Genomic DNA, 14,257 nt, shown 5'->3' with positions numbered 1-14,257 from the left:
AATGAATTATTATATCCTTATCACGCTCATATTTGTACTGGTCACATTCATCAATCTCCTCTTTTTGCCGAAGCTTTCCAGTAAGTTATCTTCTAATGACCTTGTTTCTGTCCTGGTGCCAATGAGAAATGAAGAAAGGAATGTGAGGGGATTAATTGCAAATATAAAGAAGATTACCCATTCACATGTTGAATTTATCATTTTAGATGATGGATCGACGGATCGTACGAAAGAGCTCCTATATCAACTTACGACAGGGGATTCCCGTTTCAAGGTAGTCAATGGGAAGCCTCTCCCAAAAGGCTGGGTAGGAAAGGTCCATGCATGCAAGGAACTTAGCAAACATGCAGGCGGAACGTATTATTTATTCCTTGATGCTGATGTACGGGTGTCCCCATCGATCATTGAGAAAGTATTGTTCCAGATGAAACACTACAACGCAGGGCTTGTGACGGGATTTCCGCAATTTCCCATCCCTACTTTACTCAGTAAGATGCTGGTTCCGTTTCAACACTTCCTGGTATATTTTCATTTACCCATTGGAGTTGCCAATCATACGACGAATAAAGCATTTACGGCTGCACACGGGGCTTTTATGTTTTTTAAAAAGGAAGCGTATGAAGACTGCGGGGGGCATGAAGCGGTGAAATCGTCTTTATTAGAAGATGTGCATATTGCGAGGAAAGTGAAAGAAAAGGGTTGGAAGGTAACAATCGTCAACAATACATATGACGTGACATGTCATATGTATGATACCAATAGGGAAGTATGGGAGGGTTTCTTGAAAAATATTTATATAGGATTAGGGAGAAATCCAATTTCCGTTTTTCTGCTTTCCCTTTTTTACTTCGTATTTTACATATTGCCCCTTCCACTGTTCCTATATGGATTAATGGCAGGGGAAGGGAGCTATTGTGTTCCGTTGGTTGCGATATGGGTACAAACCCTCTTGATTGATATTGCTTCCAATCAATCCAGATGGCATTTTCTTATCATGCCGGTTGCTTCTATAAGCTTTATCATCATAATGTGGGCTTCGATGCTGAGAGGAATGAAGAAACAGGGATACGCTTGGAAGGGGAGGACTTATTCATGAAGGATATCGTCATTATCGGAGGAGGATTAGGGGGATTGTCCGCAGGAATTTCTCTCCAAAGCAAAGGCTACAATGTAACGATCATAGAAGAGAACCATCATCCGGGAGGGAAAATGATGCCTGTTGAAATGGATGGATATTCCTTTGATTTTGGTCCGAATACCATTACCATGCCTGAAGTGTTTCAATCGGTGATCAATGAGGCGGGAGGAGACTCTTCTCGTTATTTTCAGTTTAAAAGACTTGTAAAACATACGAAAAATGTCTTTCACAATGGGAGAATTCTATATCAATCAGCGGACCCGGAGGAAATGATTGCGGAACTTGAAAAGCTGGATCCGTACGGGGCATCTCATTACAAAGAATACTTAAGGGAAGTGGAAAAGTTATATACATTAGCCGAGCGAGGGTTTTTCTACCGGGTATTCGGTTCATGGCGGGATTATCTCTCCCCGCAGCTATCTTATAGCTTTATGAAGGTCCGTCCCTTTGAAAAGATGGATCATTTTCATCGAAGGTTCTTTCAGGATGAGGATGTGTTGAAGGTGTTTAATCGATATGCAACGTATATTGGATCATCACCGTACGCGTGTCCTGCGACCTTTTCGTTGATCGGCCACCTCGAGATGAAAGAAGGGGTGTATTATACGATTGGTGGAAACACTGAGATAGCTAAGGGTTTCTATCAATTCTTTAAAGAACAGGGGGGGACTGTCCACCTGGGAAAAAGAATTAAAGAGATCGTAGTCAAGGACAAGAGAGCAGTGGGTGTTGTAACTGAAGACGGCGATACGATCTCTGCTTATGATGTGATTGTGAATGGAGATTTTATCAGTGCTACGAAGAATCTTATTGAAGAGAAAGATAGACCAAGCCATCCTGATAGGAAATTGGATGCCTATGAACCGTCCATTTCCGCATTTGTCATTCTGGCAGGGTTACGGACCTATCAGGATTCCGTTCATCATCACCAAGTGTATTTCACGGAAGATTATCAAAAGGAGTTCTCGGAGATTTTTATGAAGCAAGAGCTGCCAAGTGATCCTACGATTTATATCAGTCATTCAGCTGCTACAGATTCCCGTATTACAAAGGGAAGCAATTTGTTCATCCTTGTGAATGCTCCAGCCGCTCCGTTATCCTACGAGCAAGCAGATGCGTATAAGGAGAAGATCTATCAGAAATTAGAAGCTAAAGGTCTACCAATACGTGAATCATTGGAAGTAGAGAGAGTATATACCCCGAATACAATCAAACAAAAATTCTCCGCCTATAAAGGCTCTCTATATGGTCTTGCTTCCCACCGGATGACAGAAGCGTTCCTTCGCCCTTCCAACGTCAGCAAGGACATTGAGCACCTCTTCTATGTCGGGGGTACGACTCATCCGGGTGGTGGCTCCCCGATGGTCACAATAAGCGGAAGAAATGTAGCGAACTACATACTGAAGCGAGATAATAAAGCAATGTTTTAGGAAGCCTTCATGACATGTTCCTATGGGTGCTTCGCGAGAGATTCAAAAGGGTTCCTATTGATCATGACAGGAGGAACCTTTTCCTTTTGTCAAATTTTCTTAGTTCTATACCACCTGCATTTTTGGTAAAGTGTATAATGATGAATGAGAAAGCTATTAGAAAATCGAGTTAGGAGTTTATACATATGAGTAATCGTATTTTATTTACAGGTGGTGGATCAGCAGGTCACGTTACGGTAAACACGGCACTGATCCCACACTTTGAAAAAGAAGGCTGGGAGATAACGTATATTGGTTCTGAAGACGGAATCGAAAAGGAAATCATAACTGAACAGTTTCCTCATATTCCGTACGAAAGTATTTCAAGTGGAAAACTCAGACGATATTTTTCATGGAAAAATTTTTCAGATCCATTCCGGGTGATGAAGGGCGTGTTCGATGCATTAGCTGTCATACGAAAGACGAAACCTGACATCATCTTTTCAAAAGGGGGATTTGTTTCCGTTCCCGTCGTCATGGCTGCCAAGATTGCAAAGATTCCAGTAGCGATTCATGAATCAGATGTAACACCGGGACTCGCTAACAAATTAGCGGTTCCATTCGCCACCAAAATCTTCACTACTTTTCCTGAAACGGTTCAATCTCTTCCAAGTGATAAATCATTATGTGCAGGAGCGATAATACGTGAAGAGTTGTTTACAGGAGATGCGAGGGAAGGAAAACGATTGACAGGGTATTATGAAGATAAGCCTGTATTGATGATTATGGGTGGGAGTCTTGGAGCCAGAAAAATTAACGAAGCGGTAAGAGGGAATCTGGATGACCTGATAACCCATTTTCAAATCATACACATATGCGGTAAAGGGAATATCGATGAAACTTATACCCAAAAGGGCTATCGACAATATGAATTCATAAAAGGTGAGCTTCCTCACTATTTAGCGATGACAGACTATGTGATATCGCGTGCGGGGTCTAATTCGATCTTTGAATTTCTTGCGTTGAAAAAACCAATGTTACTGATCCCCCTTTCAAGGGAAGCGAGCCGGGGAGATCAGATCCTTAACGCTAACAGCTTCGTAAAGCATGGATATGCATTAAAGCTGGAAGAAGAAGAGCTGACCGAAACGAGCTTCCTCGTGAAAGTCAAGGAGTTAAAAGAAAATCGAGATACCTATATCCACAACATGGAAAAGGGTCAAAAAGCTTATACTATTCAAGACATGTATAAGGAACTTTCATCTATGTCATGATAAAAAGTCATTGTACTCTCCTTTAAGCATATAGTATATAAATGGTTGAAGGGGAGAAGTACAATGGCTTATCAATTTTCCAAAGGGTGGTACCTTCAAGAGCTTAAAAAGGCGGGAATCAATTATCATCCGCTGGAAAAAAGAAAATTGGAGAATTATAAAACCTTTGTCGTTAGAAATTTGTATTTCGAGAAAGTAGCGAAAAAGAAATAAAATAGGGAGCTGCCTGTAGTTAGTGTCATTCTTTTGAAAGAGAGATAAGACGTCAACTATCAGCAGTTCCCTTTTTTTGTGAGCTATACTGATTTCTTGAGATCATATCATTCGCTTTCCCGTAAATCTGTGTAAGGATAGGTCTTCTATATTGTTTTAAACAAATACCCGATTTCCTCATATGGAAATCGGGTTTTTATCCTAAGCTTCCAAAGCTTGCTCTTCGTCTTGGGATTGTTGATGCTGATATAGATAAAGTGTATATAAGTCTTTAGGGATTTCATATAAATCATATACTTCTTCTTGAGCATTTAATTGTTCGTAAAGGGATTTCCTTGTTTCATTCGCTTTTAAAACATATGGAAGTTTTTCTGCTGCTTTTTGGGAGCGGGTATTCACTTTGCGGATTCTCATGAAGATGGTTTCCATACCCAATTCAAAGAATAGCTCTGCGAAGAATGCATCTTTGGCTGGCTGATTGTATCCCTTTCCATGATAGGGCTTGCCGATCCAGGTTCCCAGGAATCCAGCATTTTCTTGAATATCAAATAAGTTTATCGTTCCGATCGGGTTGCCCCATTCGTCCAAAATTGTTCGTGAAATGAGTTCTCCACGTTCCTCAGCTTCAATCGTTTGTTTCGTTAAGAATAGGAGCTCCTCATAGGATTGAGCTTTTTGACGCACAAAAGGGAAGACATCCGGGTGCACCATCAGGTCATAGAGCTCATGACACTCATGTAATTCACGTTTCTTGATCATAGTAGACCCTCCTTGAGGGCAGTCTACTTGCGTACGATCCCACCCTCGAAATTTTTAAATGGTAACTAAAAAATTTCGGGGTGGGAATCGAACCCACTAAGACCAGTCAAGAAACTGGTGGCGCACCTTTTGCCTTCCCTTCATTACAATCACTCTATATAAAAATAAATCTCGTTAGAACAATGTAATCGGAAATATAATATCCATTTGTATCATATACGAAATATAACAAAAAGGAAATAGGTAAAATGCTAAATTTTGATGAAAATTTTTAACAAATTTCTACACGTTTTGATAAGCGATTTCTCCATTCACCATCGTAATGATGGGCTTTGCCATAAAATGAAAAGGGTGGTGGCTCCAAAGGACTAAATCGGCGTCCTTGTTCACCTCAATACTACCGATCCGTTCTGATACACCAAGGTTTCTGGCGGGCAGGATGGTGATGCCCTCAAGAGCTTTTTGTTCTGCCAACCCTTCACGAACAGAAATGGCCGCACACATATTCAAGTATTGAATGGGGGTGTACGGGTGATCTGTCGTGATCGATACTTCGACACCAGCTTCCGTCAGTTTTTGATACGTGATCCAGCTTTTGTTTTTTAGTTCCACTTTCGATCTTCTCGTAAAGGTCGGCCCTACAGAAACCTTTACATTCTTACCATGAAATTCCTCGGAAATGAGATGTCCTTCCGTACAATGCTCAATACGAAAATCCAAATTGAATTCCTCGGCAAACCGGACGGCAGACAAGATATCATCTGCACGGTGAGCATGTATCCGAACCGGGATTTCACGTTTTAATGCAGATACTAAAGGTGCAACCCTGAGATCTTCAGGTTGATCGCAATATTTAGCAGAGAAAAATGCTTCTCTAAGCATACCCATTATGCCCATTCTTGTAATGGAATCATTGTTGCCGGTACTGTGAATCCGCTTCGGGTTCTCCCCCAGGGCAATTTTCAATCCCGAGGTTTCTTTGATGAGCATCGTACGAATCGTTGAGCCATAGGTTTTGATCACAGAAGTCGTACCACCGATGACATTTGCGCTCCCCGGCATGACATTCACCGTTGTGACACCGTACTTCAGGGCATCTTTAAAACCTGGATCCAATGGATAAACGCCATCGAATGCACGGATATGAGGAGTCATGGGCTCGATGGTTTCATTGGCATCATTACCTGCCCACCCTGTACCTTCGTCGTATAATCCCAGGTGGGTATGGGAGTCGATGAAACCGGGGAAAAGAAATTTCCCCTGGCAATCATACACTGAAACTTCTCGGGATGATTCTACGCTAGTTGAGTATATCTGTTTGATTTTTCCGTCTTTTATGAGTACAGAGCCGTTTTGTATGGGCTTTGATGTGATGGGGTATATAGTTGCGTTCTTTAATAGTATCGAATTCATAGGTAATCCTTTCGTGGGTCTTGTTTCCTTCTTATTTTAAACAATTTCATGGAAAAAAAGAAGTTAATCCTTCCTTTTGTTTCTCCAATAGGAATAAAATAGATAGACAAATGTTCCAACAATTGCAATGAAACTCAAAGGCTTAATATAGCGTACTCCGATTACTTCAATGTGCTCCCAGTGAGTACCCAGCTCCATCCCGATGACCATAAACAATAATGTCCAGGGAAGCATGGCTGCAAAGGTATAAAGAGTAAAAGTAGAAAGAGGCATCCGGGTGATGCCAGCCGGAATACTGATGGCGTGACGGACGATCGGAATAAATCGAGCGGTGAAAATGACGATGGTACCATGCTTATCAAACCACGTTTCAGCAGCCGTCAAATGCTTTTGCTGAATAAGTAGATACCTTCCATATTTCTCGAAGAAGGGTCGGCCACCATAGTAGCCAAGCCAATAGAGAAATAGTTGTGCAAGTGTGCCACCGATGACCCCACTAAGGAACGCTCCAATGAAGGAGAGTTTACCGGCATTCACCATAAAGCCTGCATAGCTTAATACAAGCTCGCTTGGAATCACTTCTATCATGAGTGCAAGTGCGATTCCTGCGTAACCCAAATCAGTTAATTGTGTCAGGATTTGTACAATCGATTCATGGTTCATCGTGTTCCTCCTACATAATCCCAGAGTATTGAAGAAAGAGAATCAAGAGCCCCAGTGCCCACACATAGTAGGAGAAAACTTTAAGGGAGTGCTTTTTCAAAAAATTAACCATCGTAAGGATGGCGAAGTATCCGAATACTGCGGCACTTACTGTTCCGATGGCTAAACTTGAAAAAGAGATCGCTTCAACAGTTCCTCCTATCATTTCCTTCCCTTGAAGCACGATCCCTCCGAGTATGGCAGGGGTAGAGAGAAGAAAGGAAAAATAAGCCGCGGTTTCCCTGTCCAGTTTTCTGAATAAACCTGCCGCAATCGTTAATCCTGACCTTGATAATGCCGGGAAGATGGCTGCTGCTTGAAAGCTTCCGATCACCACTGCATCTGTGTAAGAAAGATCATCCAGTTTTTTATAGCCATTTTTCACTCCGTCTGCAACATACATAATACATCCCGTTGCAAGAAACTCCCATCCGATGGTGGAACCCGACTTTGAGATTGAGTCGAAGAAATCTTCGAACAAAAAACCAACGATTACAGCCGGGATGGTTCCAATGATGAGAATCCACGATAATTTACTAAAGGGGTGCCTCAGCATATAGAGAAGTTCCTTTTGATACACAACGAGAACAGCGATCAATGTTCCGATATGAAGCATCGTATCCAAGAAAAGTCCAGCTTCCTCCAATCCAAAGCTAAGCCTCCCCAGATAAAGGTGACCTGTGCTTGAGATTGGAAGGAACTCTGTTAAACCTTGGATGATCCCCAGAATGAAGGCTTCAAATTTATTCAAATCCACCACTACCTTTCTGCAAGTCCACTAAGGACAAACTCCTCTTTTTTAACATATATTCCACCCTTTCAGATTTCATGAGGACTGTCCTGAAGTTTGATGAATTTCTCTCTTCAAGTGTTCTCAAAAAAATGCATGATTGGATGAAACTTTCTGACTGAATGCACGTAAATATAGAGGAGGATAGAATCAAACTTTCTGTTTACTCTAATTTAGGGTGAGCAGTGAAAAGGAGGAATTTCAATATGCCGACAAAAGATGAAAGAATGATGGCTGCTCTTATTTATATATTAAGCTTCTTCACAGCATTCATTGGACCATTGATCATCTGGCTTATTAAAAAGGATGAATCAGAGTTCGTGGACTTTCATGGGAAGGAATACTTCAACTTTCTTATTTCATATGCCGTTTATGGTTTGGTAAGCACCATTTTGATGGTGGTGCTGATTGGATTTGTTCTGGCTCCTGTCGTGGGGGTCCTGGCCTTGATCTTTACAATATTGGGAGCGATCAGAGCCTATGAGGGAGAGCATTATAGAATTCCAACGGTCTTTCGATTACTTAAATAGCAGCTGGGAACCCATGAGCATTCATGGGTTCTTTTTTTTTCTGTTTTATTAAGGTTTTTTCCTTTAACTTTGTTTGCCTTTACACTGAGAAAGTAAGGCAGGCGGGCATCCTCGTCGCTATTTGGGGATCTCTCCCACTGATCATACGCAGGTTCAAATTAAAATAAATTCATCTATTAAAGGAGTGATAATCCGAAAACATGGACCGTTCCTTTCCGCTCCAGGCACTTGCTTTCCGCGGGGAGGAAGTCGAGCCTCCTCGGGCTTTGCCCTGCGGGGTCTCGACCTTTCCTCTATTTCCCGCAGGAGTCAAGTGCCTTCCGCTACAATCCACTCTGTGCTACTACATTCTTACTGCCTAAAAGTACAGATAGACAAACACAAAAAAGCTCCTATTGTAGATAGGTGAGCATTTGATTCTAAAACAAACTATCCACAAAGGAGTAAAAGAAAATTTTATGGTAACTCATAAATCGGTAGATCATTGAACAATCTTTCGAATGAATCAAATAATGCTCCCACGTTAAATAACTTCTAAAGGAGAGAGCAGTAGTCTGTTTTCTATAGATTGATTTTGTCACTATTAAGCTCTGCTACGGAATTTTCTTATAGATGGTGAGGGGAACTGCGTAGACTCCTGCGGAAGTACGGGCGTGCCGAGACCCCGTTCGGCTAAGCTGAGGAGGCTTGGCCGAGCGTCCGCGGAAAGCGAAGCAGTTCCCCTCACCATCCAGCACTCACTAATGGACAGAGCCCAAGCAGACCTTATATAAAAATATCAAGCTTCTAAAAGTACCTTCATTAAAAAGCATTTTAGAAATAAAGTGTTGACAAAAATATCGGAATATTGATAGTTTAATAAAAATATCTTACTGTTTTACGTTTGTCCCCGAAAGGAGCATGTCAAAATGACGAGGGTGGATAATAAAGAGAGAGTGCTTAGGTTGATGGGTATTTTGAGTGAAGAGACGGATGAGGAACATGAGTTGAGTTTGGATGATATTATTCTGCGTTTTAAGCAGATGTTTGGCCCTGACGTGAAATTGAATAAGAATTCATTAAAAGATGACCTTGAGCATCTCATCAGAAATAATTTCGATGTCACCATAAACCAGGAAAAAGAAGGGCTGCCTAAATATTATAGTCATCAATATCGCTTGTTCGAGCTATATGAACTTCGCATGCTCATCGATGCAGTCGTTTCTGCCAAATTCATATCAAAGAAGGAAACGAGGCAGCTGACTGGAAAAATAAAGCGGCTCACAAGTCTTCATCAAGGGAAAAAGCTGCATAATGAAATTCAAATCGATTCCTCCATTAAAAGTGAAAGTCCCTATATTCGCCTCGCTATCCATGATATTCATGAAGCAATAGCAGAACGTAAAATGATTACGTTCCAATACGGTCGTTACGATGTGAAGAAACAGTTTAACTTGAGCCATGAAGGAAAGCTTTATAAAGTGAAGCCCTATGCCCTTGCATGGGCAAATGATTTCTACTATCTCATCGCCTATTATTTTGAAGCAGATGAAATCCGCCACTACCGTGTGGATCGATTAAGGAATGTAGAACCCCTTTCTGAAACCTTTCCATACGAACCCTTTGATGTATCTAAGTATGTACAATCCACCTTTCATATGTTTGCAGGTGATGAAGAATGGATTAAAGTTTCATTTAAAAACCACCTCATCAATGTGATCATCGATAAGTTCGGAAAGGATGTTAACATTCAAAGAGATGGTGAAGACCATTTTATTCTAACAACAAAAGCCCGTGTCAGTAATGGACTAGTAAACTGGATCTTAAATTTTGGAAGTCAGGCGAGAGTCGTAACTCCTCCTTCCCTGGTGGACACCGTTAAAACGGAAGTGACTAAGCTGTATTCCTTATATCATCAATAATGAAGCACTGAACCTCATTGCATGGGGCTCAGTGCTTTTTATTGTTTTAGAAATTTATTTAAAAGAAAAATGAACGATTTTCTTTTTCCTCCGTCTTATATTTGTAAACAAAAGGAGGAATCGGAGATGAATGAATTACAAGAAGCGTTTCAGTCAATAAATTGGGGGCTTATTGCTCCTGTCATCCTTATTCAATTCATACTCATGGTGGTTGCAGTGAGTGATTTGATCCGGATTAAATCAACGAATGGACCAAAATGGCTGTGGGTTCTCATTATCCTGTTTATCAATATCGTTGGACCGGTTGTGTATTTCATTTTTGGAAGGAGACATGATGGATGAACGTATTAGAAGTATTTTCTTTAGAAAAGAAGTATAGGGAAAAGCTTGCCGTAAAAAACGTTTCCTTTCAATTAAAACAAGGTCGTTGTACAGCTCTGCTGGGTCCTAATGGTGCAGGGAAGACCACTACTTTAAATATGCTTGCAGGGTTGATTACACCTACTAATGGATCAATTTCCTCAAGCGGTGCCTCTAAAGATATACGGCAATTGATAGGCTACCTGCCTCAATATCCTTCCTTTTTTGAATGGATGTCAGGAAAAGAATTTCTCACCTTTTCCGGTGAAATCGCAGGATTAACCAGGAAAACATCTCAAAATCGATGTGAAGAACTTTTAGAGTTGGTAGGTTTGTTGGAAGGAAAGAATCGAAGAATTGGTCAGTATTCTGGTGGAATGAAGCAGCGATTAGGGATAGCTCAGGCTCTTATTCATCAACCGAAGCTTTTAATCCTTGATGAACCTGTATCTGCCTTAGATCCTTTCGGGAGAAGAGAAGTGCTGGAGCTGTTAAAAAAGTTAAAGAAGGAAACGACGATCCTTTTTTCTACACATATTTTGAATGATGCAGAACAGGTTTGTGAGGACGTGCTGTTCTTGCACGGTGGAGAGCTGATTGAAGAAGGTCCACTTGTAGAAGTAAAGGAAAGGCACCAGACACCGAGATTGAACCTGTACTTTAACGAAGATAGCGAAAAGTATAAACCCTATCTGCTGCAAAAAGATTGGGTTCATCATCTTGTAGCAGAAGGAAATCGGCTCTCTTTCGAAGTTAATGAACTGGACAGAGATAGAGCGAGAATCTTTTCAATGATTTCAGAAAAGCATTGGGGAGTGACTAGATTGGAAACAAGTGAACAGAGCCTTGAAGAACTATTCATGGAGGTGATAAAAAAATGAAAACATGCTGGATACTATTCAGAAAAGAAATACTGGAACTAACACGAAATTATAAAATGATTTGGATGCCTTTCGTATTCATATTATTTGGATTAACGGAACCATTGATGGCATTTTATTTACCAGACATTCTTAATTCAGTAGGAGATCTGCCGGAAGGAACGGTCATCAGCATTCCCACGCCTTCATCTGAAGAAGTATTATTGTCGACTATCAGCCAATTTAGTACCTTTGGCGTCCTCATCATCGTATTAGGATTCATGGGAATGATTGCGGGAGAGAGAAAGAGTGGAAATGCTGTAATGGTATTGGTTAAGCCCGTCTCATACGCAGCTTATATTTATTCCAAATGGATGGCCGCATTTGTTTTGGTGTGGGTCTCCTATGGCCTTGGGATGCTATCCAGTTGGTATTATATTCATGTATTATTCAACGGGATTGGTTTTACACCATTCGTGCAGGGATTCCTCGTTTATGGCTTGTGGCTTACCTTTATCTTAACAATGGTCGTCTTCTTTAGTAGTTTAGTAAAAACGTCGGGCCTTGCAGCATTCTGTACGATCGGGATCGCCATACTATTAACCTTTGTGTCAGGATTCATGACCAGAACCTTTAAGTGGTCCCCAAGTCAGCTAACCAACTATGTAAATGAAATCATTCTTCACAGCACATGGCCGGATCACCTGACAGGGACAATTATCCTTACCACCACCCTTTGCCTGGCTATCCTGCTCATAGCTCCACCACTCTACAAGAAAAAAGATTTGATCTGACCAGGTCTGCTGCCTTTTTTGAGGGACGGACCTCATTAAATAGTAAAAGGATTACCTTATTGTTTGTCGAATAATGGTAATAGAAGGGAGGTGGCAGGATGATAGAACTTCAATACACCAACAAAGTAAACAAATTGATTCAAAACGCTAATATGATTGCCGAAAGGAATCATCATAAAAGCGTTCAAAGCATGGATCTATATTTAGGAGCCGCTCACGTAAAAGAAGGTACTTTAAGGGAGATGTATCACCTTATGGAGCCCTATATGAAACAGATAGAAAACATATCTAATATCATTCCTGCAGAGACTTCTGATACAGCGAATTGATCGCTTTTCGATTCCATTATCCACACACGCAAGAAAGGTATGGAACAAGTCGATTGAAGTCATGAAAAGATACAACCAAACGTTTTTAAACGAAGGTCATATTATCAAAGCGTTTTACGCCCATCTACCAGAACACCCACAGCTGCAAAAAGAACTTAGTTCTATGCCTCATGAAAGGATTATCCGATCCGTTACTAAGGCCCGGGATTTGACGGTATATTTATTGAACAAAGATTGGAGATATGAAGTGGACCCTGAATTCCAAATTTGCCCCGTACAGGCTGAAGATGAAAAAGAACTATTGAAATGGGTCGAGGAGTATTTTGGAGAATCATGGTCAAAAACATTGATACAGGCCTTTCAATCATCAGAAGAATTCATCCCGATTATCAAAGCGGAAGAAAAAGGTAAATTTATTGGATTCGCAGCATTTGATGTGTATAAAAATAAAAAAGGGATTTACGGACCGATGGGGGTACTGCCACACACCCGTCATAAAGGAGTGGGAAAAGGACTCCTATATAATGCATTACATTGCATGCAAGAGAAAGGGTATATGTACGCCGTATTAAAGGAAGCAGGACCCATCGAATTTTATGAAAAAGAGTGTAACGCTAAGCTTATTCCTGTGGAGAACGATGAATGTGAGATCGAGTCGGAATAATCGAGAATGAAATCAATAAGTGGCTTGAACAGTGAGCAAATTAGTACACATTCTCACTATTTTCTGGGAAGATATTATCGTTTATTCAATACCGGTGACGTAAATTCTTGCATCATTAGGGAGGTAGACAAGAAGATGATGATTGAAAACACAGGCCTCGTTCTCGAAGGTGGAGGTATGAGGGGGATATACACGGCGGGAGCATTGGAATACTTCCTTGAAAGAGGCATTGAGTTTCCTTATGTTGTCGGAGTCTCTGCGGGTGCATGTAATGCCGCATCCTATTTGTCTAAGCAAAATGGACGCAATAAGAAGGTGAATGTAGACTTTATCCGTGATCCGAAATATTTATCTTGGCGAAACTATTGGAAAACAGGAGAGTTATTTGGGATGGATTACGTGTTTGATGAAATTCCAAATAAGCTGGTCCCTTTCGATTATGAAGCTTTTCACTCTAATTCAACGGAATTTATTGTCGGCACCACAGATTGTCATACAGGAAAACCGGCGTATTTCTCAAGAAGAGACTATGGTGAGGAGCTCCTTACGATTATCCGTGCGTCAAGTTCCCTGCCATTTGTGGCTCCGATCGTCGAATTTGGATCCCGGCATCTTCTAGATGGAGGAATAAGTGACCCTGTTCCCATCGAAAAAGCTGAGCAGGACGGGTTTAAGAAAAATGTAGTCATATTAACTAGAAACAGAGGCTATTATAAAAAGCCTTCACGATTTTCTTTCCTTGTGAAAAAAAAGTACCCTCAATATCCTGAATTACATAAAACGATGTATAACCGTTACTTGCGTTACAATCAAACAATCAAGGAATTAGAAACGAGAGAAAAGAATGGGGATGTCCTGATCATTCAACCCCAACATCCTCTAAAAGTGAGCCGTATTGAAAAAAATCCACAAAAGCTGGACGAATTGTACTGGCAAGGCTATCATGATGCAGAGGCAAAGGATAAAAAAATAATGGAATGGAATCGCACAGCCACTCCAGTGCACTCATAACATATAAGCCAACGAAGGGCAGAAAAGTCTTCCCATCTCTTTATTGAGGATTCTGCAAGCGTTGGCTCTTTCTATTTAAAAGGTCTATTTAAGGGATTTTTTCATACATA

General features: G+C 40.9%; 16 protein-coding genes. 12 read left to right on the top strand and 4 right to left on the bottom strand.

The features are described from left to right. Position 1 precedes the first annotated feature (1 nt). From RSX31_RS06015 to RSX31_RS06000, 4 genes are all read left to right on the top strand, one after another. Positions 2 to 1,096 carry a glycosyltransferase gene (locus RSX31_RS06015; RefSeq protein ID WP_315633855.1) on the top strand — a complete coding sequence of 365 codons (1,095 nt, stop codon included), beginning with the start codon at positions 2 to 4 and terminating at the stop codon, positions 1,094 to 1,096. After that, positions 1,093 to 2,568 carry a phytoene desaturase family protein gene (locus RSX31_RS06010; protein ID WP_315633853.1) on the top strand — a complete coding sequence of 492 codons (1,476 nt, stop codon included), beginning with the start codon at positions 1,093 to 1,095 and terminating at the stop codon, positions 2,566 to 2,568. The genes RSX31_RS06015 and RSX31_RS06010 overlap by 4 nt, the downstream gene beginning before the upstream one ends. A 185-nt stretch (positions 2,569 to 2,753) precedes the next feature. Continuing rightward, a complete protein-coding gene (locus tag RSX31_RS06005; protein WP_315633851.1) occupies positions 2,754 to 3,821 on the top strand; it encodes an undecaprenyldiphospho-muramoylpentapeptide beta-N-acetylglucosaminyltransferase in 1,068 nt (355 codons plus the stop codon). Positions 3,822 to 3,884: 63 nt separating this feature from the next. Beyond that, the gene (locus tag RSX31_RS06000) at positions 3,885 to 4,034 is read left to right on the top strand and encodes a DUF2639 domain-containing protein (protein ID WP_148969345.1); all 150 of its coding nucleotides are present in this window, start codon (positions 3,885 to 3,887) and stop codon (positions 4,032 to 4,034) included. Positions 4,035 to 4,235: 201 nt separating this feature from the next. Here the strand turns inward: RSX31_RS06000 and RSX31_RS05995 are convergent, their stop codons facing one another. The 4 genes from RSX31_RS05995 to RSX31_RS05980 all read right to left on the bottom strand — a co-directional run bounded on the left by RSX31_RS05995 (position 4,236) and on the right by RSX31_RS05980 (position 7,659). Next, positions 4,236 to 4,793 carry a GNAT family N-acetyltransferase gene (locus RSX31_RS05995; RefSeq protein ID WP_148969344.1) on the bottom strand — a complete coding sequence of 186 codons (558 nt, stop codon included), beginning with the start codon at positions 4,791 to 4,793 and terminating at the stop codon, positions 4,236 to 4,238. Positions 4,794 to 5,075: 282 nt separating this feature from the next. Next, entirely contained in the window at positions 5,076 to 6,206 is a 1,131-nt protein-coding gene (locus RSX31_RS05990; protein ID WP_315633848.1) for an amidohydrolase, read from the bottom strand. 63 nt (positions 6,207 to 6,269) lie between these two features. After that, entirely contained in the window at positions 6,270 to 6,869 is a 600-nt protein-coding gene (locus RSX31_RS05985; protein WP_148994094.1) for a DedA family protein, read from the bottom strand. Between the two features lie 10 nt (positions 6,870 to 6,879). Further along, positions 6,880 to 7,659: an undecaprenyl-diphosphate phosphatase gene (locus tag RSX31_RS05980; protein ID WP_148994093.1), complete on the bottom strand. Its 780-nt coding sequence runs from the start codon at positions 7,657 to 7,659 to the stop codon at positions 6,880 to 6,882. 245 nt (positions 7,660 to 7,904) lie between these two features. Here RSX31_RS05980 and RSX31_RS05975 point away from each other — a divergent pair, with 245 nt between their 5' ends. The 8 genes from RSX31_RS05975 (at position 7,905) to RSX31_RS05940 (ending at position 14,147) form a co-directional block, all read left to right on the top strand. After that, on the top strand, positions 7,905 to 8,228 hold the full coding sequence (locus tag RSX31_RS05975) for a DUF4870 domain-containing protein (protein WP_148969340.1): 324 nt from the start codon (positions 7,905 to 7,907) through the stop codon (positions 8,226 to 8,228). A gap of 908 nt (positions 8,229 to 9,136) precedes the next feature. Beyond that, on the top strand, positions 9,137 to 10,129 hold the full coding sequence (locus tag RSX31_RS05970; protein ID WP_315633842.1) for a helix-turn-helix transcriptional regulator: 993 nt from the start codon (positions 9,137 to 9,139) through the stop codon (positions 10,127 to 10,129). 126 nt (positions 10,130 to 10,255) lie between these two features. After that, complete coding sequence (locus tag RSX31_RS05965; protein WP_148971043.1) at positions 10,256 to 10,471, top strand: PLD nuclease N-terminal domain-containing protein; 216 nt, start codon at positions 10,256 to 10,258, stop codon at positions 10,469 to 10,471. Then, on the top strand, positions 10,468 to 11,370 hold the full coding sequence (locus RSX31_RS05960) for an ABC transporter ATP-binding protein (RefSeq protein WP_315633839.1): 903 nt from the start codon (positions 10,468 to 10,470) through the stop codon (positions 11,368 to 11,370). The genes RSX31_RS05965 and RSX31_RS05960 overlap by 4 nt, the downstream gene beginning before the upstream one ends. Then, positions 11,367 to 12,143, top strand: coding sequence for an ABC transporter permease (locus RSX31_RS05955; RefSeq protein ID WP_315633838.1), 777 nt, complete (start codon positions 11,367 to 11,369; stop codon positions 12,141 to 12,143). Before RSX31_RS05960 ends, RSX31_RS05955 begins: the two co-directional genes overlap by 4 nt. Positions 12,144 to 12,241: 98 nt before the next feature. Next, positions 12,242 to 12,472: a hypothetical protein gene (locus RSX31_RS05950; protein WP_315633836.1), complete on the top strand. Its 231-nt coding sequence runs from the start codon at positions 12,242 to 12,244 to the stop codon at positions 12,470 to 12,472. Positions 12,473 to 12,533: 61 nt separating this feature from the next. Beyond that, positions 12,534 to 13,136: a GNAT family N-acetyltransferase gene (locus RSX31_RS05945; RefSeq protein WP_315633835.1), complete on the top strand. Its 603-nt coding sequence runs from the start codon at positions 12,534 to 12,536 to the stop codon at positions 13,134 to 13,136. Between the two features lie 138 nt (positions 13,137 to 13,274). Further along, positions 13,275 to 14,147, top strand: a complete 873-nt coding sequence (locus RSX31_RS05940; protein ID WP_148971131.1) for a patatin-like phospholipase family protein — start codon at positions 13,275 to 13,277, stop codon at positions 14,145 to 14,147. Positions 14,148 to 14,257: the final 110 nt, after the last annotated feature.

Origin of the sequence: Rossellomorea yichunensis (assembly GCF_032337515.1) — a bacterium.
In the GTDB taxonomy this organism is placed as follows: Bacteria; Bacillota; Bacilli; order Bacillales; family Bacillaceae_B; genus Rossellomorea; species Rossellomorea yichunensis.
The sequence above is the reverse complement of the archived record's forward strand: the minus strand, read 5'-3'. Positions and strand labels throughout refer to the sequence as shown.